The organism is Claveliimonas bilis (assembly GCF_030296775.1).
In the GTDB taxonomy this organism is placed as follows: Bacteria; Bacillota; Clostridia; order Lachnospirales; family Lachnospiraceae; genus Claveliimonas; species Claveliimonas bilis.
The window spans coordinates 1006284-1028942 of the sequence record NZ_AP027742.1 but is presented as its reverse complement, the minus strand read 5'-3'; the positions used below and the strand labels follow the sequence as shown (position 1 = coordinate 1028942).

At 46.4% G+C, this 22659-nt stretch carries 23 protein-coding genes; 3 read left to right on the top strand and 20 right to left on the bottom strand.

What is annotated here, in order from left to right:
• Positions 1-148: 148 nt before the first annotated feature.
• The 3 genes from R2J37_RS04995 to R2J37_RS04985 form a co-directional block, all read right to left on the bottom strand.
• On the bottom strand, positions 149-829 hold the full coding sequence (locus tag R2J37_RS04995; RefSeq protein ID WP_230106804.1) for a TIGR00266 family protein: 681 nt from the start codon (positions 827-829) through the stop codon (positions 149-151).
• A 172-nt stretch (positions 830-1001) separates the two neighbouring features.
• A complete protein-coding gene (locus tag R2J37_RS04990; RefSeq protein ID WP_316265616.1) occupies positions 1002-2441 on the bottom strand; it encodes an ISLre2 family transposase in 1440 nt (479 codons plus the stop codon).
• A 162-nt stretch (positions 2442-2603) separates the two neighbouring features.
• Positions 2604-4115: a CoA-transferase gene (locus R2J37_RS04985; protein ID WP_316266368.1), complete on the bottom strand. Its 1512-nt coding sequence runs from the start codon at positions 4113-4115 to the stop codon at positions 2604-2606.
• 177 nt (positions 4116-4292) lie between these two features.
• Here R2J37_RS04985 and R2J37_RS04980 point away from each other — a divergent pair, with 177 nt between their 5' ends.
• On the top strand, positions 4293-4562 hold the full coding sequence (locus tag R2J37_RS04980) for a DUF1294 domain-containing protein (RefSeq protein ID WP_230106810.1): 270 nt from the start codon (positions 4293-4295) through the stop codon (positions 4560-4562).
• 77 nt (positions 4563-4639) lie between these two features.
• Here the strand turns inward: R2J37_RS04980 and R2J37_RS04975 are convergent, their stop codons facing one another.
• The 9 genes from R2J37_RS04975 to R2J37_RS04935 form a co-directional block, all read right to left on the bottom strand.
• Positions 4640-5437: a Fic family protein gene (locus tag R2J37_RS04975; RefSeq protein ID WP_316266366.1), complete on the bottom strand. Its 798-nt coding sequence runs from the start codon at positions 5435-5437 to the stop codon at positions 4640-4642.
• A gap of 158 nt (positions 5438-5595) precedes the next feature.
• Positions 5596-8085 (bottom strand): ABC transporter permease, encoded by a 2490-nt coding sequence (locus R2J37_RS04970; protein WP_316266364.1) that lies wholly within the window; start codon positions 8083-8085, stop codon positions 5596-5598.
• Positions 8082-8753 (bottom strand): ABC transporter ATP-binding protein, encoded by a 672-nt coding sequence (locus R2J37_RS04965; protein WP_230106813.1) that lies wholly within the window; start codon positions 8751-8753, stop codon positions 8082-8084. Before R2J37_RS04965 ends, R2J37_RS04970 begins: the two co-directional genes overlap by 4 nt.
• Before the next feature lie 128 nt (positions 8754-8881).
• Entirely contained in the window at positions 8882-10012 is a 1131-nt protein-coding gene (locus R2J37_RS04960; protein WP_316266362.1) for a sensor histidine kinase, read from the bottom strand.
• Entirely contained in the window at positions 9985-10656 is a 672-nt protein-coding gene (locus R2J37_RS04955) for a response regulator transcription factor (RefSeq protein ID WP_316266360.1), read from the bottom strand. The genes R2J37_RS04960 and R2J37_RS04955 overlap by 28 nt, the downstream gene beginning before the upstream one ends.
• Entirely contained in the window at positions 10657-10998 is a 342-nt protein-coding gene (locus tag R2J37_RS04950; protein ID WP_230106816.1) for an arsenate reductase family protein, read from the bottom strand.
• A gap of 1 nt (position 10999) precedes the next feature.
• Complete coding sequence (locus R2J37_RS04945; protein ID WP_230106817.1) at positions 11000-11629, bottom strand: cytidylate kinase-like family protein; 630 nt, start codon at positions 11627-11629, stop codon at positions 11000-11002.
• A 97-nt stretch (positions 11630-11726) separates the two neighbouring features.
• The gene (locus tag R2J37_RS04940) at positions 11727-14591 is read right to left on the bottom strand and encodes an SbcC/MukB-like Walker B domain-containing protein (RefSeq protein WP_316266357.1); all 2865 of its coding nucleotides are present in this window, start codon (positions 14589-14591) and stop codon (positions 11727-11729) included.
• Positions 14588-15754: an exonuclease SbcCD subunit D gene (locus R2J37_RS04935; RefSeq protein ID WP_316266355.1), complete on the bottom strand. Its 1167-nt coding sequence runs from the start codon at positions 15752-15754 to the stop codon at positions 14588-14590. The genes R2J37_RS04940 and R2J37_RS04935 overlap by 4 nt, the downstream gene beginning before the upstream one ends.
• A 119-nt stretch (positions 15755-15873) precedes the next feature.
• On the opposite strand from R2J37_RS04935, the gene R2J37_RS04930 reads away from it, so the two are divergent.
• Together R2J37_RS04930 and R2J37_RS04925 are read left to right on the top strand one after the other, a co-directional pair.
• Positions 15874-16236 carry a CidA/LrgA family protein gene (locus tag R2J37_RS04930; RefSeq protein WP_316266353.1) on the top strand — a complete coding sequence of 121 codons (363 nt, stop codon included), beginning with the start codon at positions 15874-15876 and terminating at the stop codon, positions 16234-16236.
• Positions 16233-16910, top strand: coding sequence for an LrgB family protein (locus R2J37_RS04925; RefSeq protein WP_316266351.1), 678 nt, complete (start codon positions 16233-16235; stop codon positions 16908-16910). Before R2J37_RS04930 ends, R2J37_RS04925 begins: the two co-directional genes overlap by 4 nt.
• Positions 16911-16963: 53 nt before the next feature.
• On the opposite strand, the gene R2J37_RS04920 is transcribed toward R2J37_RS04925, so the two are convergent.
• The 8 genes from R2J37_RS04920 to R2J37_RS04885 form a co-directional block, all read right to left on the bottom strand.
• Complete coding sequence (locus R2J37_RS04920; protein ID WP_316266994.1) at positions 16964-17251, bottom strand: hypothetical protein; 288 nt, start codon at positions 17249-17251, stop codon at positions 16964-16966.
• 126 nt (positions 17252-17377) lie between these two features.
• Complete coding sequence (gene trxA, locus R2J37_RS04915) at positions 17378-17689, bottom strand: thioredoxin (protein ID WP_230106829.1); 312 nt, start codon at positions 17687-17689, stop codon at positions 17378-17380.
• Between the two features lie 163 nt (positions 17690-17852).
• Positions 17853-18173 carry a rhodanese-like domain-containing protein gene (locus R2J37_RS04910; RefSeq protein ID WP_316266349.1) on the bottom strand — a complete coding sequence of 107 codons (321 nt, stop codon included), beginning with the start codon at positions 18171-18173 and terminating at the stop codon, positions 17853-17855.
• A gap of 92 nt (positions 18174-18265) precedes the next feature.
• Positions 18266-19675, bottom strand: a complete 1410-nt coding sequence (locus tag R2J37_RS04905) for a HAMP domain-containing sensor histidine kinase (RefSeq protein WP_316266348.1) — start codon at positions 19673-19675, stop codon at positions 18266-18268.
• On the bottom strand, positions 19663-20328 hold the full coding sequence (locus tag R2J37_RS04900) for a response regulator transcription factor (RefSeq protein ID WP_316266346.1): 666 nt from the start codon (positions 20326-20328) through the stop codon (positions 19663-19665). Before R2J37_RS04900 ends, R2J37_RS04905 begins: the two co-directional genes overlap by 13 nt.
• Positions 20325-21083, bottom strand: coding sequence for a lantibiotic immunity ABC transporter MutG family permease subunit (locus tag R2J37_RS04895; protein ID WP_316266992.1), 759 nt, complete (start codon positions 21081-21083; stop codon positions 20325-20327). Before R2J37_RS04895 ends, R2J37_RS04900 begins: the two co-directional genes overlap by 4 nt.
• Positions 21084-21085: 2 nt before the next feature.
• A complete protein-coding gene (locus R2J37_RS04890) occupies positions 21086-21862 on the bottom strand; it encodes a lantibiotic immunity ABC transporter MutE/EpiE family permease subunit (protein WP_316266344.1) in 777 nt (258 codons plus the stop codon).
• A complete protein-coding gene (locus R2J37_RS04885; protein ID WP_316266342.1) occupies positions 21862-22605 on the bottom strand; it encodes a lantibiotic protection ABC transporter ATP-binding protein in 744 nt (247 codons plus the stop codon). The genes R2J37_RS04890 and R2J37_RS04885 overlap by 1 nt, the downstream gene beginning before the upstream one ends.
• Between the last annotated feature and the right edge of the window lie 54 nt (positions 22606-22659).

Below are 22659 nucleotides of genomic sequence, written 5' to 3'. Positions count from 1 at the left end.
TACATTTTCTATTTCTGCCTGATCTCGTTTAGTCGTCAATATTATATCACACTATTTCAAAATTGCAATCTCTCCTGACTACTGCTGTGAAAACTGCTCATTTTTCAGACTTTTCCCATCAAACTCTTAGTGTTTCTGCCGACAAAGCCTACTTCCCTGTAGTGATATATTTACGCAGCACTCCTGCTACATTGCTGATCGGCATAGACTGAAGCCAAATCTTACCCGGCCCGCTGATAATCGTATTGAAAATTCCTTCTCCGCCAAATACCATATTTTTCACTCCCGGAACGGATTTGATCTCCATACTGCAGCTTGCCGTCATTGCCGCCAGATGTCCGGTATCTACAACAATCTGCTGTCCCATCTGCAGCTCATATTCCACCACATGTCCGTCAAATTCTGCAAATACAATACCCTGTCCGCTGATTCTCTGCATAATAAAGCCTTCACCACCAAACAGGCCGGCGCCAAGTTTTTTATTAAAAAAGATGGACAGCTCTACGCCTGCCTCCCCTGCAAGAAATGCATTTTTCTGCAGAATCATCTCGTTACCCGGTGAAATTTCAAAGGCTTTGACAGATCCCGGAAAACTGGAGGCAAACGCGATCATTCCCGGTCCTCCTTCTGATGTATAAATATTCTGGAAGATCGCTTCACCGGAAAACATCCTTCCGAATGCTTTGCCAACCCCGCCGTTAGTAGATGTTTCCATTTTCATATTCGGTGACATCCAGGCCATTCCTCCGCCTTCAGTCACAATTTTCTCTCCGCCCTCCAGTTCACAGATAACTACCGGAAGTGTTTCGCCCTGAATTTGATATTTCATGCTTTTTCCTCCTCATAATAATTGTATTCTGATTTTAGAATACTATCCCGTCTTTATTCTGTCAAGATGAAGTAAACGAATTGTCAGTTGATATGAAAAAGACTACGTCCAAGAAGATATGACTTCAGACCTATTTTCTTAATCATACAACCGGCTTTTCTTTTTTTCAAGTTTATATATTTCCAATCTGTTCTCGGATGGCAAGGATCTTCCGCACTGTGGAATTTCCTGCCAGAGTTCCATGTAAAGCCTCTGCGTACCGCTGGGCCTCCCTCTGCTTCGCCGTATACTTTTTCTTCTGCCGCTCATCTATCAAGCCGTCTGTTCCTGTTGCCACGCAGGTTTCCAGTTCCCGATCCCTCCGGTAATTCACCAGATCGATCACTTTTTCCCGGCCATAATTACGGATAAAACAACGCAGCTTGCACATCCGGTCTGAGCCTGTTTCACTCCAGCCCATTGGCCTTGAGCTCATGCGTTCAGATAAAACGCTGCTCACATGTCCTTCCGCGCTGCACCCCAGTACGTACTTATCATGAAATGCCCTCTCGATATACTCCCAGTTTCCAACAAGATATGTCCTGCAGTCTTCTACCGCACGGTCGCTCCCTTCACAGTGGTTCTGGATCCGGGTCAGAAGCTTTTTGGCTGCCAAGAGCTTATTTTTATAAATATACTTATAGAACCGGCCTTTTGTGATTCCTTCTTCTTCCAGCGTATACCGGGCTACCCGGTTAATGTATTTCATCAGATGGAACCGGTCTGCTACAAGTCTGCTTTTACTTACATAGCCGGCGGCTGCTCGGATCCAGCTCCCTCCATCGCTGTTGATATACACGCATTTCAGTACATCCAGATCATAGTGCTGCCGGATATAAGCATCTACAGATTCCCACAGGGCGGCATTCTGTTCTGATCCCGCATAAAGCCCTCCAAAATAGAACGGTGAGACCAGCTTTCTCCTGCCATTGCAGATCTCTTCCTTCCCTTCAAAGAGATAGACCAGCTTGCCGATAAAACATCCCTGTTCTTTTCCATCTTTCTGTCGGTGGATATGATCCTCATCTGCTTCAATATAGAGGTATTCGCAGGCTTTCTTTTCCTTTGGCGCCTCTTCCATCTCCGGGATCTGTTTTTCGATGGAGTGGACTTTGTTCATTACCGTTGTCTTTGTGATCGTTTGTCCATTTGTCTTTATAGACTCCGCAGCATGCTGATAAGAATGGACTTCCGCTTCATTTAACAGTTTTGCTTCTGCCGCGGCTGTAAATCTTTCTCTGTCCGGCAGACGTATCAGTTCATCCAGAAGGCATCGGTTCTTTCCCGCCTGATCTTTATACAGGGTATGCGTAAAGGTAATATCTCCCACAATGGAGATCAAGGTCCTCTGTCTGCTCCGCTGTACAGTATAACGGCCTTTGCGTATCCCGCTGTCACGGATCAGCTGGTCCGCATTCGTCAGTACCAGCCCGATAAAATCTGCCGCCAGTTGATTGCTCAAGCTGCTGACCGTTTCCTCGAACATAGTAAATGAATCCAGGTGTTCCAGAAATTTCTCCTCCGCATTGAGTAATCCGCTGACAAGAGTATTGATTAATGTTATAATATCCATGAGTATTGGACTCCTTTCGGTTTTTGTTTTTTTCGTCGAAATCATTATACCTCAAGGAACCAATACTCTTTTCATTTATTTTTTATCAACTGACTATTTTTTTACTCCAACTTCTGTCAATCACACAATCAAAAGACAACTCTGCTTCCCTTACAAAATATTTCAAATCTCTACGTCAAATGGAAGATGATCCAGCACATCCCTCTGCACATCTATGCCAGGGTACGCTTCGATAAGTTTCAGACCTTTGGGCGTTAAGCGAAACACACAGCGTTCCGTCACATACAGAACTTTTTGCCCATTGGCGATAGCTCTCTTTGCCGAAAAGCTCACAGCGGATACTTTCTTCACAAATTTGGGAATCGTACCTTCCTTTTCAATAGTCACAATCCCCTTTTTCTGCGAAACCTCCAGCCCTTTTGTGTCAAAAGTCAGACAAAACACTACCGTAGGGGTCTTGGCCGTGATATTGGCAAAACCTCCTATTCCCGCAAATGCCCCCGGTCCTCTGTGCGCATTTACATTTCCCTGACAGTCCACCTCCAAAGCTCCCATGAAACAGATGTCCAGCCCTCCGCTGTTGTAAAGATCAAACTGGTTCGCCATATCGTAAACGGAAGCAGCGCCGATCATAGCTCCAAAGGCCTCTCCAGACACCGGAAAACCTCCGATCCCGCCAGACTCTACCGTCAGCGTCACCATATCCAGTATTCCGTTTTTACGTGCGTGCCTGGCCACCATTTCCGGAATGCCGATCCCGATATTAACAATATCATCTACCCGAAGTTCCTTGGCTGCCCGGCGGCCGATGATATTGCCTGCAGCAGCGCTGCCGGATTTTTTAGCGGAGACCGTATCAATCTTCTCGCTCCAGGTATTCCAGTCCTCATAAGGAATCTCAAAGCTTCCCGTAAGAGCAGTATAAGCCTCATTCCGTTCTTCCGGTTCCGCCACCACAATAGCGTCCACCAGGCAGCCTGGAATAATAGCATTCCTGGGCCTGGATGGCGTATCCACCAAACGGTCTACCTGGACAATCACCCGTCCGTGATTGGACTTTACTGCCTGACAGATGGACAGGGCATCGCCGGACATGAACATATCGTCAAAAGAAATATTTCCCTTTCGGTCTGCCGCTGTCCCCTTTATAAGAGCAACCGTAATCTTAGGCAGCTTATAATAGAGGAACTCCTCCCCATCTACCTCCACATATTTTACAAGAGAATCATCAACGGAGAGCCGGTTGATCCCCGGACCTTCCCTTCTGGGATCCACGAAAATATCAAGCCCCACCTTGGAAAGAGCACCAGGCAGCCCGCCTGCCTGTGCCCGGATGGCATGGGAAATACACCCCAGCGGCAGGTTATATGCTTCAAAACGGTCCTCCATCACCAGCTTCTTGGTACTTAGCATCGCTCCGAAATGGCCGCAGATCAGCCGGTCTACTGCTCCTTCCCGAATGTACCCTTCCGCATTCCGGTTCTCATCCCACAGGCCAAAACCGGCGCTGGAGATCATAGTCAGATGACTGGGGGACCGCATCCTCTGATATCTTCTATAAAGGGCCTCGTGAAGTTCCACCGGATTCTCGATTCCCACAAAAGAATTGACGCAGATACAATCGCCGTCCCGGATCAGGCGGATTGCCTCGTCAGAGCTCATTATCTCGTACATAAACAATCTTCTCCTCATAACTTCTTTCGTACTTTTCTACATATTTTATTACATTCAGAGGAGCCTGTCAAAGTCCGGTATGTACATTAGAAATCTCTCTTTATTTATGCTATTATATTTCAAAAAGATTTCCCCGCATGCATGGAGCAATCATTTTATATATCAGGAGGAGACTGAATGAAACCATTTATCATTTACCTCATTTTTATTAATATCCTTACCTTTTTCATCTATGGCCTGGACAAACACAAAGCCCGGAAAAACAAATGGCGTATTCCCGAAAAGCAGCTGTTCTTCCTGGCTTTTATAGGGGGAAGCATAGGCGCCGAAGCGGGGATGCTCTGTTTCCGCCACAAAACAAAACATCCCCGCTTTATGATCGGCATCCCTGCCATCTTCCTTCTTCAATTGTGTCTTTTATTCGGAATAGCGTATGCGGTCAATTAGGCTCATCCTCTCTTTTAAGCATAGAAAAAGGACGCATCCGCCTTTGGACACGTCCTCATCTTTCTGTGCTTCTTATTCTATCTGTTTTGTATATGTTTCATTTCTTTTCTCTGTTTCTCCCGATCTTTGGAAAGTTTCAAAGCCAGACTGCGGACTCTTTCAAAAGATTCCTGTTCGCTTTTCAACAAAACATAGACCATTTCTGAGAGATCTTCTCTTTTGTCATACCTTCTGAATGCTTCTCTGTACTTTACGGTCGGCGGGATTGAGACCGGCAGGAAACCGCTGTTGATCAACTGCTGATTTATGATCATCCTCCCGGTCCTGCCATTCCCATCTAAAAAAGGATGGATCCGTTCAAAACGGACATGACTGGCTGCAATCCTTTCAAAAATCTCTTTCACAGTCGTCGCCTCTGTATTTGTCTCCCTGATCCATTCTTTCATGAGCGCCGGAACATCCTGCGGATCCGGCGGGTAGTATACGGCTTCAGACAGATTTCCAATGTAAACTGTGGTTTCTCTATATTCTCCCTGCATATGTCTGATATAGCCATTCGCCTGCCTGATCCACTCTTCATCAATGGTTTTTTTTACAAATGGAAGCAGCATTTTCTGAATTGCATAGTAAGCATTTTTTGCATCTGTATATTCAGCATAGGTATGGTTCGATCTTACTTCATCATAATCAATCACAGCGATCGTTTCTTCCAGTGACAGAGTATTCCCCTCAATTGCATTCGTACTCCATGAAAATCTCCTGGCAAAATCTTCCGTAAACGGCTGACTGATCAGTGGGTTTTCCAAATGCTGAAAAATTTCTTCTTTTTCTGCTTCAATTTGTAAGATCCGATTTTCGTTGTCAAATAATGGCATGATATCTGCCTCCCAATATAAAATAAATGGCGGTCTCGGGTAAAAGAGACACCCTTGCATTTTTGATTCTTTCTCTTCACAACAGTATACCACACAACTGCCTGCTTATCTATCAGAAAGAATATTCAGTCTTTTCCATACTGCTGCAATTGCGTCTTTTATTCGGAATAGCGTATGCGGTCAATTAGGCTCATCCTTCGGAAATTCCTGGAAATTACGTAAGTGAGAATAAGCTGAATGAGCGCTACCGCTGCAGCAAGTATCACTGCCGGAAGAATCGGGTAATGGTAGGACGTTACATTCATCAGATTATTCACTTCCATATAATGGAACACGCCATACCCTGCCGCGCTTCCGATTCCCAGCGCAACAAGCAGCGTACCTGCCGTATAGAAAGCTCCCTCCATCTGCAGCATACGGATCAGCTGCTTTTCAGAAAGGCCAATGGCCTGTATCATGCCCAGTTCTCTTTTTCTTGTGTAGATGCTGTTGATCATCGTGTTGATCAGATTCATCACCCCGATCCCGCCGAGGATGGCAAGAAACGCATATCCCAGCAGACTTATGATCTGCATTCCGCTTCTCCATGTATTCAGATGTTCATCATAGGTGTCTGTTTCCAGATAAGGACTGGTGGAAGCCATCGCATCGAGCTGCCTGAAAGCTTCTTCTTTCTGATCAGGATCCACTGTAATAACACAGGTATCATTTAAATTTGCGGAAGTATACTCCGCCAGCACGCTGTCCGGCAAAAGGAATCTGCTGCTTAATATACCGCTGGGAAGCTCCGTAATTCCCGCAATTTCAAATGTCTTCTCTACCGTACCCTGATCGGTGATTATGGAGATATCCAATGAATCCCCCACTCCAAGCTCCGGGAACCAGTGCGCCACATTATCATCCATCACAATCTTGTCTCCCTTTTCCAGCTCTTCATAGGTTACATCCCCCTCTATAAGTCCGTCCTCGATCACAGAGGCATAGGATGGATCAAACCCCTGGATACCGGGCGTTAATATTTCCCCTTCAGGATCAAGCTCTGTAAGGGTACCGTAGATCATCGTCTTGACCTTCACCTCTTCCACACCGGAAATCTGCCGGATCCGGCTGATAAATTCATCGCTTAAGGGATTATTCTGCATCAGGTTCTTCCAGGAGCGGTCCGGATTCATCTTATCATTCTCCCAGCTGTCCACGTAAATTTCGTAATCGCCTTCAAATTCTTCCTTGGCAATCTCCTTTGGATCTGCACAGTGGATCACTGTTGCCACTACCATAAAGAGGATCCCGATCACTCCCATTGCAACAACCGTAAGTACAGTACGCTTTCTGTTTCTGCTTAAGTTCGCTCTTGTCAAGCGTGAAAGGCTAAGTTCTGTAAAACCTTTCCTCTCCTTCTTTTTCCCCGGCTTTTCTCCGTTGTAACGCATAGCCTCCACCGGCGAGATCTTTGCCGCCAGATTCATCGGTTTTACAAGAGATAAATACACCGTAACTACCACAGCAGCGATCGTAATGAGATACAGCCACCAGTGAAGGAGTTGCACATCGCCGCTTTTCAGCAGGTCGATACAGAGCTGATTGAATCCCGGTTCACTGTATCTTGTCTCAATACCGGTAGAAATCTCAAACATGGTCTCTACAATGGGCCTTGCAGTAAAACTTCCGATCAAAAGGCCAAGCGGCAGCGCAATAACCGTTACAAAAACCCCTTCCCGGAATACCATCTGCCGGATCTGGCGCTTCGTTGCCCCGATCGCTTTCAGACGCCCGTATTCCTGTACTTTGGGAGTAATCGTAATGTAGTAAATGCTGTAGATAGTCAAAATGCCTGCTGCCACCACCACCAAAATGATACACGCTATCCCTGCATAGGAAGCAGGATCCACATAATTTGCCAGCAGATAGGAATTATTCATAACAACATTGTCTTCAGAGACATCGAAATCTTCCGCAATATTCTTTGCCTCTTCCTCGATGGCGTCTGTTGTTTCAATGCTTCCCGACACATTCTGCAGACGGAACATGACACGATATTCTCTCTCTTCTGCCGGTATCACACTTCTCATGTAATCCAGAGAAAAGAGGGCTGCATAGGATTTCTTCTCTTCGTTAATATCTGCCTTTAAAAAACCGCTGATCTGAAAAGTATCTTCTGTCTGATAACCCAGGCCTCCATCCTCTACCAGCTGGAAAGGAAGAGTAATCTCATCTCCCACCCGTGCGTCCTCCAGACCATATTCTTCCAGCATCTGCCTGGGCAGCGCAATATCTTTCTCTCCAGACGGGAAGGTTCCCTCTTCCAGCTCTATCTTATTGTAGCTGATCCCCAAACTGTCCATGGCAAGAAACAAAATATCTGAATCGTCATCCACGCCATAGGCAAAATCCTCCCGGATTCCCATATCTTCAATCAGATTATGGGCTTTCAGCTTCTTTACATTTTCTTCGGAAACCTGCCGGTACATAACATGGTAAGTGGGATAGTATTCATTGACTGCCGCAAATTCCACAGATATTGCTCCAAATCCTATCGACAGAACCGAGAAGATCAGAAGTGTGGTCAGTAAAATGGCCACGCCGCTTATGATATTTCTCGTACGGTTCAGTTTTAAATTGGCAAATGCCGTCCTTGTTACTGTCTTCATGCTCTCACCACCTTACCGTCCTCGATCAGGATCATCCGATCTGCCATCTGCGCGATCGTCTCATCGTGGGTGATCATTACAAGCGTCTGTCCATATTCTGTCACACAGCTCTTCAGGAGACTGACTACTTCAATCTCATTTTTGGAATCCAGATTTCCTGTCGGTTCGTCTGCCAGGATAATAGCCGGACGTGAAGCAAGCGCGCGGGCAATAGCAACTCTCTGCTGCTGACCGCCGGACAGAGTGCTCGGCAGCGCATGGAGTTTATCCTCTATTCCAATACGGCGGACAATACTCATCACAAAATCCTGATCTACCTTTCTCCCGTCCAGTCCAATGGGGAGAACAATGTTTTCCCACACATTCAGAGATGGAACCAGATTATAGCTTTGGAAGACAAAACCGATCTTCCTCCTGCGAAATACTGCCAGCTTTTCATCTTTCAGCTTGAAAATATCTCTGCCCTCGATCAGCACTTTTCCGGAATCCGGCCGGTCCAGCCCTCCCAGCATATGAAGAAGCGTACTTTTCCCGGAACCGCTTCTCCCGACGATGGCTGCAAACTCTCCCGGGATGATCTGAAGATCGGTATGATCTATAGCCTTGACAAGGTTATCCCCTGTCCCGTAATACTTTACCAAATCTACTGTTTCTAATATTGCCTTCATGTAATATGCCTCCTTCTTCGGTTCTGGCATCATTATATCTTTCCAGACTTACAGGACACTTACAGAAACCATAACAAATTTGTAAGAAAAAGGGACAGACTTATGAAGCTCTGTCCCGCGGCTTATCTTTATAAAGGAAGAGTCACAATAAAATTGCTCCCGCTCCGCTGTCCTTTTCTGACACTGATCGTTCCTCCCTGATCTTCCAGTATTTTCCTGGAAAGGTAGAGACCTACTCCTGAACCGTCCATCGCCTTAACCTTCTCACTCTCTCCTCGGAAAAATCGCTGAAAAATCTTGTGCATCTCGCCGGAAGGGATTCCGATTCCCTCATCCTCCACCTCGATCATAATATAGGAAACCAGTTCCGTTACTTTTATTGTGATCTTCGTACCTTCTCCGGAATATTTCACTGCATTGTCCAGAATATTGACAAACGCCTCACCGGTCCACTTCGGATCATGCAGGATCTGGCGATCCTCAAATTCCTCCATGGAAATATCTATGTTCCGGCGGTACGCTTTCATATAAACGCTGCTGACCGCCTGGGTCAAAGTGCTTCGAAGACTGGCTCTCACAGGAGAAATACGGATCATATCCGCTTCCAGCCGGGAAAGGTGAACAAAGGAATCAAGAAGAGTTTCCAGTTTTGCCACTTCCTCTGCCTCCCTGGCAGTAAATTCATCTTTCTCTTCTTCCGTCAGCTCTGTAGACTGTGTCAATTCATAGCTCATTTTCAAAGCAGCCATAGGAGTCTTCAGCTGATGAGAAATGTCGGTGATCAGACTTTTTGTTTCCTGTTCTTCTCTTCGCAGTCTTTCTTCTGTCCGGTCAAAGCTCATTTTCAGCTCTTTCAGCTCTTCTTCCAGGCGCTGTTTTTCTTCTGTCTCCCGCTGGCGCTGCTTTGCACTTCCCACTCCGATCAGCGCCACCCCTAAGGAGCCAAGGAGAAAAACACCTCCCATGACTGCTGCATATCCTCCGATTGTCTGAAAAAACCGTATATCCGCTGCACGGTAGCCATACCGTTCCAATATTTCCTGTCCGGCGGACGCCTCTCCTTCGGACGCTTCTCCTTGAAAGATCTCCACATACTCCGCTTCGCGGCCGGGATCCAGAGATACAAGGGCCCCAAGTTTCCTCTCTTCTTCCTTTTGCACGGCATTTCCCGCCGCAATGAATAGGATTCCTTCTGCCAGCAGAACAAGAAAAAGCAGCCCTGCTATCAGAGCTACTCTTTGAGACTTTCTTCTGTCCATATATATCCGAGCCCCCTCACATTCCGAATATAGTCATTCCCGATCTTCGACTTCAGCCTGCTGATATTAACCGGAACTGTATTTTCATCCACAAACTGCCCGTCCAGATCCCATACTTTCTCAAGGATCTGTTCTTTTGATACAATCTGCCCTGCATTTTCCAGAAGGAACAGCAAAAGCTGCAGCTCTTTTTTACTCAAGGAAACAGGTTCCTTATTTTTGTATGCCTTCATCTCACTGTAATTCACGGAAATTTCCCCTGACCGGATCAGCGCGCCATCACTGCCCAGACGTCTCATAAACGCATGAACCTTGGAGACCAGCACCATAAGACTGAAAGGCTTTGTCATATAATCGTCCGCCCCCAGATCATAAGCATTTACCATATCGATCTCCGAATCAAGCGCAGTGAGGAACAAAATAAATACATTGCTTTTTTTGCGGATTCTGGTGCAGAAATCCAGACCGCTCCCGTCAGGGAGGTTGACATCGCATATGACAAGATCGATCCTGCCGGGTACAAAAAGTTCTTCTGCCTCCTTCAGGGAGAAGGCAGAAGATACTTCATATCCCTCTTTTTGCAATTTCAGTGTAATTCCATAATTCAGATTTTTGTCATCTTCCAGCAATAGTATCTTTTTCATTTAAAATGTCCACTCTTTTTCCCGAAATCCTACTAAAATCCTGTTATCATCGATCAGAAGAGGACGTTTTACCAACATTCCGTCGCTTGCCAGAAGCTCTATTTTCTCCTCATCGCTCATGGTGTCCAGCTTATCTTTCAGTCCCAGTTCCCGATATTTCATTCCGCTGGTATTGAAAAATTTTCGGATCGGATATCCGCTCCTTTTGATCCATTCTGTCAGCTCTTCTTTTGTCGGATTGTCCTCTACAATATGACGGTCCTCAAATGTCACTTTGTGTTCCTCTAAATATTTTTTTGCACGCTTGCAAGTAGTGCATTTCGGGTATTCAATAAATAGCATGCTATACTCCTTTCTCCTTTGATCTGTAAATTGCCTCCAGAGCGTCCACGATTCCCTCTACTCCCATGAGACTGGCATTGAACAGGATCTGATGAGATTCTATGCTCCCCCAGTCTCTTCCTGTATGTGCTTCGTAATAAAGTTTCCTCTCCCGATCCGTCCGTTTGATCTTGTCCCACGCCTGCTTTTCCGTCAGCTTGTATATGCGTGAGATTCTCCGGATCCGGTCCTCTTTGAATGCATGGATAAACACGTGGATACAGCTGCTGTAATCACCCAGTATATAATCCGCACATCTTCCAACAATAACGCAGGAGCTGCGGTCAGCCAGTTTCTTCACAAGTTCTGTCTGTACCCGGTACATACGATCACTTAGTGGTTCTGTATCTTCCCCGCTCATAAATGTGGTATAATCACCCAAATTTACAACATAGGCAGACAAAAATCTTCCCAAAACTGTCTCATTAAGGTTTTCAGCTGCTTCATTGCTAATTCCGATTTCCTGGGCTGCCATATGGATTAAATTCTTATCATAAAGAGGGATATTCAGTCTCTGGGCAAGCATATTCCCGATCTCATGCCCGCCGCTTCCAAACTGCCGTCCAATGGTAATGATGGTATTCTCCGTCATATGAATCAGCTCCTTTTCTATTTATTTTCTTGCCTTTATTATACTTCACCTTACAGACAATATACAAGGGGAATCGCTGTCTCTTCCGGCAATAATGTCACAGACTCCAGCGTACATGACTTCCCTTTTTTGTCTTTGTCACAATAAGCTGCTTGTCAATGCTCTCCTTCAATTCCGTAACATGGGAAATAATACCGATCATCCGATCCTCACCTGCCAGGTTCCTCAAAGTTCCAATTGCCTGCTCCCTGGAATAATCATCCAGAGAGCCGAAGCCTTCGTCCACAAACATAGTCTTCATCTGGATACCTCCGGCGCTTCTTGAAATAGCATCCGACATGCCCAGCGCCATGGAAAGCGCGGCCATAAAAGATTCTCCGCCTGATAAAGTACGTACATCTCTGACTTTTCCGGTTTCCATGCTGTAAACATCCAGGTCAAGGCCGGCATTGCCCCGCATTCCCAGATCTTCCAGGGCACGGCATTTCAAAAGGAATGCCCCTCCTGTCATGATATTCAGTCTCTGATTTGCAAATCCAATGATCTGTCTGAAATACTGTCTTTGCACATAGGATTCAAAATCTATTTTTACCGCTCCGGAAAGATTGCCGTTTGCAGTCTGATCCAGAGTGCCAAGACAGGTATAGTCCTCCTGAAGCTTTTCGAGTTTTTCACAGATCTTCTTTAAATGCTCCCGGACGATCCTGTTATTTTCGTTCCGGCTGTACCAGATTTTCTGCTCTTTTTCCAGCTCTTCTTTTTTATCTTCCATGGAACGCTTCCGTTCTTTCATTTCTGTTGTATCCTGCTCCGTCTTTCCTTCCAGCGCTCTCTGCCACGTATCTTGCCGGCTCTTTGCCTCAATGCATCTCTGACCGTAATCATCGTACTCTTTCTGCAGCCTTGTTTTGCTCTCTTCATCCAGAAGGCTTTCGATATATGCCTCTTCGTCCGAAAATCCCTCCTCTTCCAGCGTCTCCCGGAACTTACAGCGCAGCGCTTCCTTTTCTTTTGCCGCCCGTTCAAGCTCCTTGATGCGCGCTTCTTTTTCTCCTTCAAGACGGCTTCTTTCCTGTTCCAGACTCCTTAGACAATGATCTGTTTCCTGAATTTTGAGACGATACTCTTCCATCTGCATGTAGACATCTTCCTGACATTTTACCAGGCCCTTCTGTTTCTCCTCCAGTTCTTCCCGCCTTTTGACCGCTTCTTCTGCCTCTTCCCTCTCTTTCCGTCTCTCTTCGAGAATTTCTTCTTTCCTTACTGTCTCCTTTTCCAGAAAAGCTTCCATAAGAGCCGCCTCTTCCGGGAGGTCAGGAGTCACCTTTTTGCCTTCTTCTGTCACAACTTTGACAGCGGCGCTGTAAGCCTGACCGGCTTCCAGAAATTTCTGCTGGTATTCATCCTTCTTACATTCCGCCAGATCCCGCTTTTTCCTTGCTTCCCTTACATCTTCCTGCGAAATGGGTTCACCGGTAAGTACCGCCGGCGAAGGATGATGAAGGGAACCGCACACCGGGCAGGGCGTTCCCTCTTCCAGTCCGCCCGCCAAAATCCCTGCCTGCTCTTTGAGAAATCTTTCATTTTTCAGAAAATACTCTTTCATGGCTTCTTCATAAATGCCTTTGCCCTCTTCCAGGTCATTCCAGGTCTTTTGTTTCTTTTTTTCCAGCTTGCGAAGATCCGGAAAACGCTCTAAGATCACCCGGATCTGGCGGATTTTTTCCTGCGCTTCCTGTTCTCTTGTTCTGCTAAGAGTAAGACGGACCTTGTCGTCTTTTCGCTTTTCCAGCTCTTCTGTCAGGGCAGCTGCCTGCTGCCGGAACTTTTCATAAGTCTGCCTGCCTTCTTCTAACTTCTGTTCTGTCTTACTTTTCCTCTCCGTCTCTTCTTTGCCCTCCCGATTCTTTTCCTCTCTTATCATCTCCAGCTGACGGATCGATTCTTCCAGCTCTTTTTCCCGTCGGGAGCTTTCCTCAAAAAGGCGGTATACACCCTGTACCTTTTCTGCCTGCCCGCACCGCTCCAGCTGCTTCTTTACTTCCTCCATCCGGTCTTCCTGAGCCTGCAGATCTCTTACTTCTTTCTCTGCCTCCGCGTATCTTCGGAAATTTTCATTTAACTGTTCTGCCTTTGCCAGGTCTTCGTTCAGCTGCTCCAACGCTTCCTGTATCTTTTTTGCTTCTTTTAGAATGCCCTTTTCTCTTCCTGTCCCTTCTTTCAGAATTTCTTTTAAGATCTCCTGTCTGTCCTGCGGCAGAACTGCCTCCCGGATCCGCTCTTTATATTCGCCTTCATCCGGATAAAAAATATGGGAAACCTCCTGTTCCTCCGACTTCTTTGCATCCTGGATCTGCCCGTATAAAGCCCGCGCCTTCTCCCTGAGTTTCCTCTGGATCTGTGCAAATATATCTGTCTGAAAAATGCGGGAAAATATTTCTTTCCGCTCGTCTGATCTGGCATAAAGAAGTTTCAGGAAATCTCCCTGGGCCAGCATAACTGTCTGAGTAAACTGCCCTGCATCCAGTCCGATAATCTCTACGATTTTTCGGTTGACCTCCCCTTTCTTTCCCATAAACTCACTGCCGTCAGGAAGATAAAGGGAAACCTTCGCTTTTTCCACCGTCGTTCCCGGTTTCCCATCCTTTCCTTTTCGTCTGCTTGGCCTTTCATATTCCGGACTTCTCACAATCCGGTAAAGCTGCTCCCGATACCGGAAGGTAAAATCTACAAAAGTAGGCGTATCCAGACCGGCATACTGACTCCTCATCATATTTCCGTCACGTTTCCCCCCGCTGGTCTGATCATAGAGCGCATAAGTAATGGCGTCAAAGACTGTCGTCTTACCCGCCCCGGTATCCCCGCTCACAAGAAAGATTCCGGCTCCTGCCTTCTCAAAATCGATTTCTTCTCTTCCTGCATAAGATCCAAATGCAGACAAAATAAGCTTTACCGGAATCATAATATCTCCTCCTCCAAAATATTTTTCAGTACAGCTTCTTCTCCTGCATCCATGGAGCGTCCCTGCATTTCCTCAAAAAACTGTGCAAACACCTTGAAAGGATCGGACAGATCAAAGACTTCTTCCTCTTCCCGGATCTGCCGGCGCATTCTTGCATTATCAATCTTTACTTCCAAAAGAAATGGAAATGCCTGTTCCAGCTGTTCTCTTGGCTGATACAGCTCTTTTTCATCTGTCAGGGTCACACTGACATAATCATCCATTCTGCTTTTCCCCTCTTCCTGTCCGGCTCTTTTTAATATTTCTTCCAGTGTTCCCTCTTCCTTTCGTACATCTCTAAGAGGAGAAAGGACTATAGTCTGTATCAGAGGATCCCGGTCTTTTTCCCGAAGCTCTACAAGGGTCAGCACTTTTTCATCTCTGCTCTCTGAGACAGAATATTTCAGCAGCGTACCGCAGTACCATGCATGTTTCTCTCCAATCTTCTGCCGCCTGTGGATATGTCCGAGGGCTGCGTAATCAAAGACATCCAGACAGGATACGTCCACCTGTTCCAGCCCTCCCACACTGACTGTTTCGGAATCGCTTCGGATCGGTTCCTGCCCGCCGGAAGTGTAAAACTGATGACTCACCAGCACATTGCGGACCCCTGGATTGATTTCTTCCCTCTCGATCAGTCCTCTTACAGCGCCGTCGTATGTATCCTTCTCCTCTCCTTCCCCAAAGACTTTCCGCACATAGCCCGGCTTTACAAAAGGAAGAAGATAAAATACGATTTTGCCAAATTCATCTTCAAATTCTACCTGCTTCATTTTCTCTTCCTGATCCATGGGCGGAACCCCTGCAATATAAATCTTCTGCCGGTCAAGGATCTCACTGGCAAATTCCAGCCGTTCTGCCGAATCATGATTCCCGCTCACTATCAGCACGGGAATGGGAGGCTCCAGCGCCGAAAGCTCTGTCAGAAAATGATTAAATACCGTAACCGCCTCCGCTGACGGCACAGATTTATCATAGACATCACCTGCGATCACAACCGCATCCGGTTTCTCTTCCTTTGCCGCCTGTACTACCTGATTTAAAATATATATCTGATCTTCCTTCATATTGTAATAATGAAAATGTCTGCCGATATGAAGGTCTGACAAATGAAAAAATCGCATATAGTTCCTCCTTCTTAACCTTCGTCTTGTCATCTGAATTTTTATCCCGTATAATTGAAAAGCAATACTGCGGCAGCGTAAAAAACATCTGCGCTGACGCTGAAAGAGAGGCTGTACTTATGAAAATTATAAAACAAATCGGTATTATCTTTGCCATTTGCTGGATCAGCACAGTGATCGAAGCACTGCTGCCGTTTTCCTTTCCGGCAAGTGTCATTGGGATGATCCTTCTTCTTCTCTGTCTGATCACCGGCGTACTGAAAATACACCATATCCAGGAAAAATCGGATTTTCTTTTGTCTAATATGGCATTTTTCTTTATCCCCGCCGGAGTCGGCATGATCAACTATCTGGATATTCTTGCTCAAAACCTGATCCCGCTGATCGTTATCAGTGTGATCTCCACTTTCATCACCTTTGCTGCAACAGCCTACAGTATGAAGCTGGCATTAAAACTTTTAAACAGGAGGAAACAAAAATGAACGATGTATTTTCATCTCCCTTTTTCGGTATTTCCATCAGCATCCTCACATTCTGGATCGGTGAAAAACTGCAGAAAAAGACAGGGAATCCCATCTGCAGTCCTCTGATCATATCCATGGTGCTGATCATCTGCATCCTTCTGCTTTTCGATATTCCCTATGAGGCATATGACGCCGGAGGTCAGATTATCAACATGTTTCTGGCTCCTGCCACAGCATGTCTGGCTGTCTCTATCTATACAAAAATACAGCTTTTAAAAGAAAACTGGCTTCCTATTGTCATCGGATGCGCCTGCGGCTCCTTTGCCTCCATGGGAAGTATCTATCTGATGTGCCGCCTGTGGGGTCTGGATGATAAGATTACCTACGCCCTTATTCCAAAGTCTGTGACAACCCCTATTGCTGTCAGTATTTCCCAGCAGTTTTCCGGCGTGATCCCCGTCACTGTCGTAGCTGTTATTATCACCGGAACTCTTGGAAGTATTCTTGCTCCCTTCTTTATCCGGTTCTTTCATGTCACAGACGCTATGACTGCCGGAGTCAGCATCGGAGCCTGCAGTCATGCGGTGGGAACCTCCAAGGCAATTGAAATCGGAGAAACGGAAGGGGCCATGAGCGGTCTTTCCATCGGCGTATGCGGTATAATGACCGTGCTTTTTTCTTTATTTCTCTAATCCGGACCCAGGGCAGGATGTTCTGTCCCGGGTCTTTATTCAAAGATGTGCTGTTATGGCTCCAGTCCTGAAAAAAACAATTCATAAAAATCATCTTCCCCATCCAGCATGGGAGAATTTTCTCCGCCGCCGTTGGTGCTTCTCTTCATGGAAGCATAGAACTCTTCCCCTGCACAGATCAGCTCCATCTCGTAAATCTCATACCCCAGTTCCCTGCATGTTCTGCAAAATGCGGAAACCGGATCCTTCTCCTTTCTCGTGGCGAGAAGCTTTCTTTTCAGGTGCGGCTCTTTATGTGCACGTCTTTGCAATTCATCTAACATTCCTGCAATGTCTGTCATAAACTCTCCTCCTTCTGTCACCATAAATCCTTTTTCTGCCTTTTTAGGCAAGGAACGGTCTTTCCTTTCCATCGAAAAACGCCGGGGATTCCTTACAAAATCCCCGGCTACATTTTTCCGCTTTGTTTATACGCCAAGCATAGCCTTGATCTCTTCTTTTGACTTGGCTCCCACTGACATCTCCGCCTTTTCTCCGTTTTTAAAGACGATCAGTGTGGGAATGGACATAACACGGTACTGTTTTGCCAGTTCCATCTCTTCATCTACATTGACTTTTCCGATCTTTACTCCCTGAAGTTCATCTGCCAGCTCCTCGATGATGGGCAGTACCATCTGGCACGGTCCGCACCAGGTTGCCCAGAAATCCACCAGTACCGGTACGTCGGATTTTAAAACTTCCTGTTCAAAATTGTCCTTTGTGAAATGTAATGCTGCCATATCTATCCTTCCTTTCTGCTGTATGCTCCGCTCAAATTTGCGGGAACAAATTTTATATCTCAATTTTATTTTTTTCTTTATTATACACCATATAAAGTTTTTTTCTGTAACCGGGTCACATTTTTTACAGATATTTTATTTTCCCGGCATGGAGTCCTGCGAATCAATGAACCAGCTGCACATCTGTGCCCATGATCCCTCCCATATCTGTTACATGAGTATATCCCATGTGTCCCATGAGAGCTGCAGACCTTTTACTGCGGGCGCCGCTTAAGCAGTAAATGTACACATGTGCGTCTTTATCCGGAATGAGAGTATCGATCTTTTTCAGTTCATGCAGCGGAAGATTCAAACTGTTTTCCAGATGCCCTTCCTCGTACTCTTCCGGCGTACGTACATCCAGAAAAATGCTCCCCTCCTTTTCTTTTTCTTCTTTTATATATTCCTGTATAGATTTCTCCGGTACTTTTGTAAACAGTTTCATCTTGTATCCTCCTCTTTCATTTCTGTGGATAGTATATCCTGTTTTGCAGATCTTTTCCGTGACTTTGTCACAAATCCAGCGCCAAATGTCTCCTATACACACCGGAAATAGAGGCTGACCTTTCCTCCTCTTCCCTCCGCGTTCTCCAATTGGAGGAATCCTTTGTATTCTTTCATAATTTCGGAAGCAATGTAAAGTCCCATGCCGTAATGATCTTTCCGGGTTCTGCTCTTATCGGCCTGATAAAACTGTTCCGTAGCATGAGCAAGGCCTTCTTTTGTAAATCCTGGTCCGTCGTCAGTCACAGTGACTGCAAGAAATTCTCCGCTCTCCTTTATCTCAATAAGCAGTTCCCCTCCCAAAGGAGAAAAATCCACTCCGTTAGATACAATATTCCAGAGTGCCCGGCTGCACTCTTCTTTTCTCCCATATACCATCTTATCTGTATCCGCAGCCTTGCAGCAGATCTGCAGTTTTTTCATTCTTCCCAGGGCCTGTGCCCTCTCGCAGATCTCCTGTATCCAGGAAGAAGCCGGGAAGTTTTTCTCCTCTTCCTTCTTCTCTTCCTGTCCGTCTTTGGATCCTCTGTTTAGCTCACCGTCAAATTGTCGGATCGTTCTTTGCAGAATCTGCAAATATCTTTCAATCTCCCTGACATTGTCCAGAATTTCCTGATCCCACTCTCTTTTTTCTTCCTCTGTTTCTTCTTCCAGCAAAAGCTCTGTATTTCCCCGGATGATCGTAAGGGGCGTTTTGATATCATGGGCAAGGGAAGCAATCTGATCCTCCTTCTGTCTCTTGATATCCCACTGTTCCTTCAAAGACTTCTGAAGCGCCTCCTTCATCTGATAAAGGGCCCCAAGTACATGATCGACTTCCTGAATATCCGAGTATTCCCGCTCAAAATCCAGATCTTCTCTCTCTACCCGCTCCGCTGTTTCTTTCAATACATTCAGCCTCTTCTGAAGATATTTTCCCTGCCTTTTCGCCAGCGCCACTGCCGTCCCAAAAAACATAAGGAAATAGGCGCCGACAAATAAAAGTTCTGCATTTGGAAAGACGGAACGAAGGAACGGATTAGAGAATTTGGCTATCACCTGATACTCCACAAGGGCAGTCAGCCCGTTTTCTTTCTCGATCACCTTCCAATAGGAACCATAGATCAGAGCAGGGGATGACTGCATCTGACTTTTCCACAGTCCTTCCTGCTCCTCCTTAGAGAGATTTCCATAAACATAGGTCCCGTCTTTTTCAAAAACGCCATATCTGCATGTGTCGGGCAAAAGCTTTTCTTCCACTTGGCCCCCTGACCTGATCTCCCCTTCTGCTCTTGTAATCTTATCCAGCTCATAGCTTGGCAGGCGTACCACCCCTGCATGGACCGTAACCATATAGATGACCGCTGTAAGTCCTGCCAGTCCGATCGCAAGGATCCCAAAGCGGAACAAAAAGGAAATAAACATAGCATACAATCTTTTTTTCTTTCTTTTTATCCTTTCCATCTATATCCGATCCCCCATACTGTTTCTATCGGTTCCAGGCCTGTCATCCGAAATTTTGCCCTGATATTTTTCACATGTTCTGTGATGGCGGAGCTGTCCGCCTCCCCGTCAAATCCAAAGACATACTCATAAATCCTTTCTCTTGAAAATACCTGTCCCTGATGAAGGGCCAGATATTCACAGATTTCATATTCGCTTTTTGTAAGAAAAATCTCCTGCTCTTTGCAAAGCAGCCTCTTTTCTTTGAGATAAAACTTTGTCTCTCCAATTGCCACTGCGTGATGCTTCTGTCTGTTTTCCCTTCGGATATGCGCCTCTACTCTTGCTCTTAACTCTCCGATTCCAAAGGGTTTGCGGATGTAATCGTCCGCTCCCAAACCAAGTCCCGTCATAACGTCCTCCTCCCCTGTCCGGGCAGTGAGAAAGAGGATCGGACAGTCCGCCTTCTCCCGGATCTTTCTTAGAAATTCAAAACCATCCATCCCCGGCATCATGACATCCAGGAGAATAAGGTTGTAATTCCCCAGGCTGCTTAAGTCTGCCTTTAACGGATCAGAAAGAGTATCCACCTCATATCCTTCCCGTTCCAGCGCGCGCCGGATCACTTTTAAGATCCCCTCCTCATCGTCAATAGCCAAAACCTTTACTGTCATTCCTTTTTTCTCCCTTCAAAAAATGTAACCCACAGAAGAACAGCCGTTCCAAGACCAACAAAAATAATCGTACAGATCAAAAGCAAATGCTGCCATGCCCCGCTTTTCAGGATAGAAATTGCGCCTGTATTCCCGGCAAAAATCAATGCCAGCATAAAATCACACCACTTTTCACTCCATGCGTGGGGAAAGAACATCCAGCGCCCTTGGCCGAGTCCTGTCATCATAAGGAAAGCAGCGATCGTTCCTACAACGCCGACACTGACAGAGGCCGCGTTTCCAAACTGAAATCCAAGAAACAGATGCAGAAGATAGACGATCCCCTGTCCCGCCCACATGACAAGGGCAACTGCCAGGTAGCTTGAAAGGGAACAGACATCCCCCTCCGGAAAGAGGCGGTATACCAGGCCAAATCCAAGCACTGCCACCAGGGAAGAAAAAAGGGCGCCTGCCATCAGGACTGTCCATTTTGCCAAAAGTCCCACCGGCCTTGGGCAGGGCAGACACAAAAAGTTCTGATATCCGCTCTGCAGCTCCATTTCCGCCGCCTGCCCGCATATGATCCCGGCAAGGAAAGGAAAGACTCCGGAGAGCACTTCCAGATACATCTGGACCTCACTTCTTGCATTCCATCCGGCAAAAAAATCATAGATCAGAAAAACCGCCGCCCCTAAAACCGGCAGGATCACATGAATCCAGAAAACCGGCGTATGGGCAAGTTTCTTCCATTCTGCCTTTAAGAGGCCCGCAAACATTCTCACAGTGCTTCCGCCCCCTTTCTGTCATACCAGACTCTTGTTGCAGCCCACAGGATAACAAAAAGAGCAAGGCAGATGAAACTTCCAATAAACAGGCTGGCCGGATCCGTAATCCCCGGAATATAGCCTGTATTTCCCGGATGTGCCGTAAGACCGTTTGGCAGGATTCCGATAACCGGACACATGATCCTTGGAAGAATCCCCCATGGATTCAGCATCCAAAGGCCGGTGACAGCCGTGAGGCATCCTGATGTGTTCAGCGCCATATTGACTGCCAGCGTTGGAAACATTCCTATCTTCCGATCCATCCAAAGGCAGAGGGGGATCTGCCACAGGCTGGCAAGAATCATCACTAAAGCCGCAAGGACATTTTGTCCCGCCGACACATAGATAACCTGTTCCTGCTGCAAAAGAGGCATCACAATATTTCCCAGCAAAAATGAACAGGATACCAGCAGCACATTGGCGGCGGCCACATACTTTACAGCATTGAGGGTCTTGGCGTCCCACGCCTTCTTTAAATCTTCTGCTGTTAAAAGCACCGCCTGGTTCCTGATCTTCTTCTCTTTCTCCTGGGACATACAGCAGTAAAGCGTCAGAAATCCGGGCAGGATCCCGATATACCACCAGTTATAGCTGTCGACCATTCCATAATTGGCTGCCAGCCCATAAGCCATCAGAAGCGTCAGACAGGGAAACAAGATCCAGAGCTTCCCGGACAGACTGTGGCGGTATTTTAGTTTTTCCGCACGATACAGAAGGAAGACCTGTTCCATTATGCCTCGCCTCCTTCCATCAGCTGACCGCCTGCTGTCATCACCTGGCCGCCTGCCGCCACTTTCATAAACAGCTCCTCCAGCTGGTCTTTTTCCGGCATACCGCCCTGATATTTCAGCATCCCTCCTGACAGGATACCGATATAATCCGCCGTCTTGTTTACTTCATCCAGGATATGGCTGGACACCAGCACCGTGATCCCCTTCTTTGTAAATCCCCGGAGCATTTCCCGAAGCTTTTGTATGCCGATGGGGTCCAGACCGTTTGTGGGTTCATCCAGGATCAAAAGCTTCGGATGATTCAAAAGCGCTGCCGCGATTCCAAGCCTTTGCTTCATTCCCAGTGAAAACTGCCCTGCTTTCTTTCTTCCTGTGTTTTGAATTTCCGCGATCTCCAGAGCTTCTTCTATGCGCTCTTCGGGTATACCAAAAGCAGCCGCTCTTACGCGCAGATTCTCTCTGGCCGTCAGATTGGGATAAACTGGCGGCGTCTCAATCAGCGCTCCGATCTCTTTTATGCTTCCCCTCGTCCACTTCTTCTGACAAAATCTAACTTCTCCCGAATCCGGTCTTATCATGCCGGAAATAACCTTTAACAAAGTAGACTTCCCGGCACCGTTTGGTCCCAGAAGCCCATAGACACACCCCTGGGGAATCTGGATCGAAACACGGTCAAGCGCCTTTTCCTGTCCTCTCAAATATGTCTTTGTCAACGATTTCGTTTCTAAAATAACCGTTTCCATATAAAATCCTCCTTATCACTAAACACTGTTTTGTTTTCTTTTACAGTGTAAGCC

Excerpts from the sequence above, each read along its gene's own strand:
- R2J37_RS04995 (WP_230106804.1), bottom strand. The coding sequence starts at position 829 with ATGAAATATCAAATTCAGGGCGAAACACTTCCGGTAGTTATCTGTGAA.
- R2J37_RS04990 (WP_316265616.1), bottom strand. The coding sequence starts at position 2,441 with ATGGATATTATAACATTAATCAATACTCTTGTCAGCGGATTACTCAAT.
- R2J37_RS04985 (WP_316266368.1), bottom strand. The coding sequence starts at position 4,115 with ATGTACGAGATAATGAGCTCTGACGAGGCAATCCGCCTGATCCGGGAC.
- R2J37_RS04980 (WP_230106810.1), top strand. The coding sequence starts at position 4,293 with ATGAAACCATTTATCATTTACCTCATTTTTATTAATATCCTTACCTTT.
- R2J37_RS04975 (WP_316266366.1), bottom strand. The coding sequence starts at position 5,437 with ATGCCATTATTTGACAACGAAAATCGGATCTTACAAATTGAAGCAGAA.
- R2J37_RS04970 (WP_316266364.1), bottom strand. The coding sequence starts at position 8,085 with ATGAAGACAGTAACAAGGACGGCATTTGCCAATTTAAAACTGAACCGT.
- R2J37_RS04965 (WP_230106813.1), bottom strand. The coding sequence starts at position 8,753 with ATGAAGGCAATATTAGAAACAGTAGATTTGGTAAAGTATTACGGGACA.
- R2J37_RS04960 (WP_316266362.1), bottom strand. The coding sequence starts at position 10,012 with ATGGACAGAAGAAAGTCTCAAAGAGTAGCTCTGATAGCAGGGCTGCTT.
- R2J37_RS04955 (WP_316266360.1), bottom strand. The coding sequence starts at position 10,656 with ATGAAAAAGATACTATTGCTGGAAGATGACAAAAATCTGAATTATGGA.
- R2J37_RS04950 (WP_230106816.1), bottom strand. The coding sequence starts at position 10,998 with ATGCTATTTATTGAATACCCGAAATGCACTACTTGCAAGCGTGCAAAA.
- R2J37_RS04945 (WP_230106817.1), bottom strand. The coding sequence starts at position 11,629 with ATGACGGAGAATACCATCATTACCATTGGACGGCAGTTTGGAAGCGGC.
- R2J37_RS04940 (WP_316266357.1), bottom strand. The coding sequence starts at position 14,591 with ATGATTCCGGTAAAGCTTATTTTGTCTGCATTTGGATCTTATGCAGGA.
- R2J37_RS04935 (WP_316266355.1), bottom strand. The coding sequence starts at position 15,754 with ATGCGATTTTTTCATTTGTCAGACCTTCATATCGGCAGACATTTTCAT.
- R2J37_RS04930 (WP_316266353.1), top strand. The coding sequence starts at position 15,874 with ATGAAAATTATAAAACAAATCGGTATTATCTTTGCCATTTGCTGGATC.
- R2J37_RS04925 (WP_316266351.1), top strand. The coding sequence starts at position 16,233 with ATGAACGATGTATTTTCATCTCCCTTTTTCGGTATTTCCATCAGCATC.
- R2J37_RS04920 (WP_316266994.1), bottom strand. The coding sequence starts at position 17,251 with ATGACAGACATTGCAGGAATGTTAGATGAATTGCAAAGACGTGCACAT.
- trxA (WP_230106829.1), bottom strand. The coding sequence starts at position 17,689 with ATGGCAGCATTACATTTCACAAAGGACAATTTTGAACAGGAAGTTTTA.
- R2J37_RS04910 (WP_316266349.1), bottom strand. The coding sequence starts at position 18,173 with ATGAAACTGTTTACAAAAGTACCGGAGAAATCTATACAGGAATATATA.
- R2J37_RS04905 (WP_316266348.1), bottom strand. The coding sequence starts at position 19,675 with ATGGAAAGGATAAAAAGAAAGAAAAAAAGATTGTATGCTATGTTTATT.
- R2J37_RS04900 (WP_316266346.1), bottom strand. The coding sequence starts at position 20,328 with ATGACAGTAAAGGTTTTGGCTATTGACGATGAGGAGGGGATCTTAAAA.
- R2J37_RS04895 (WP_316266992.1), bottom strand. The coding sequence starts at position 21,083 with ATGTTTGCGGGCCTCTTAAAGGCAGAATGGAAGAAACTTGCCCATACG.
- R2J37_RS04890 (WP_316266344.1), bottom strand. The coding sequence starts at position 21,862 with ATGGAACAGGTCTTCCTTCTGTATCGTGCGGAAAAACTAAAATACCGC.
- R2J37_RS04885 (WP_316266342.1), bottom strand. The coding sequence starts at position 22,605 with ATGGAAACGGTTATTTTAGAAACGAAATCGTTGACAAAGACATATTTG.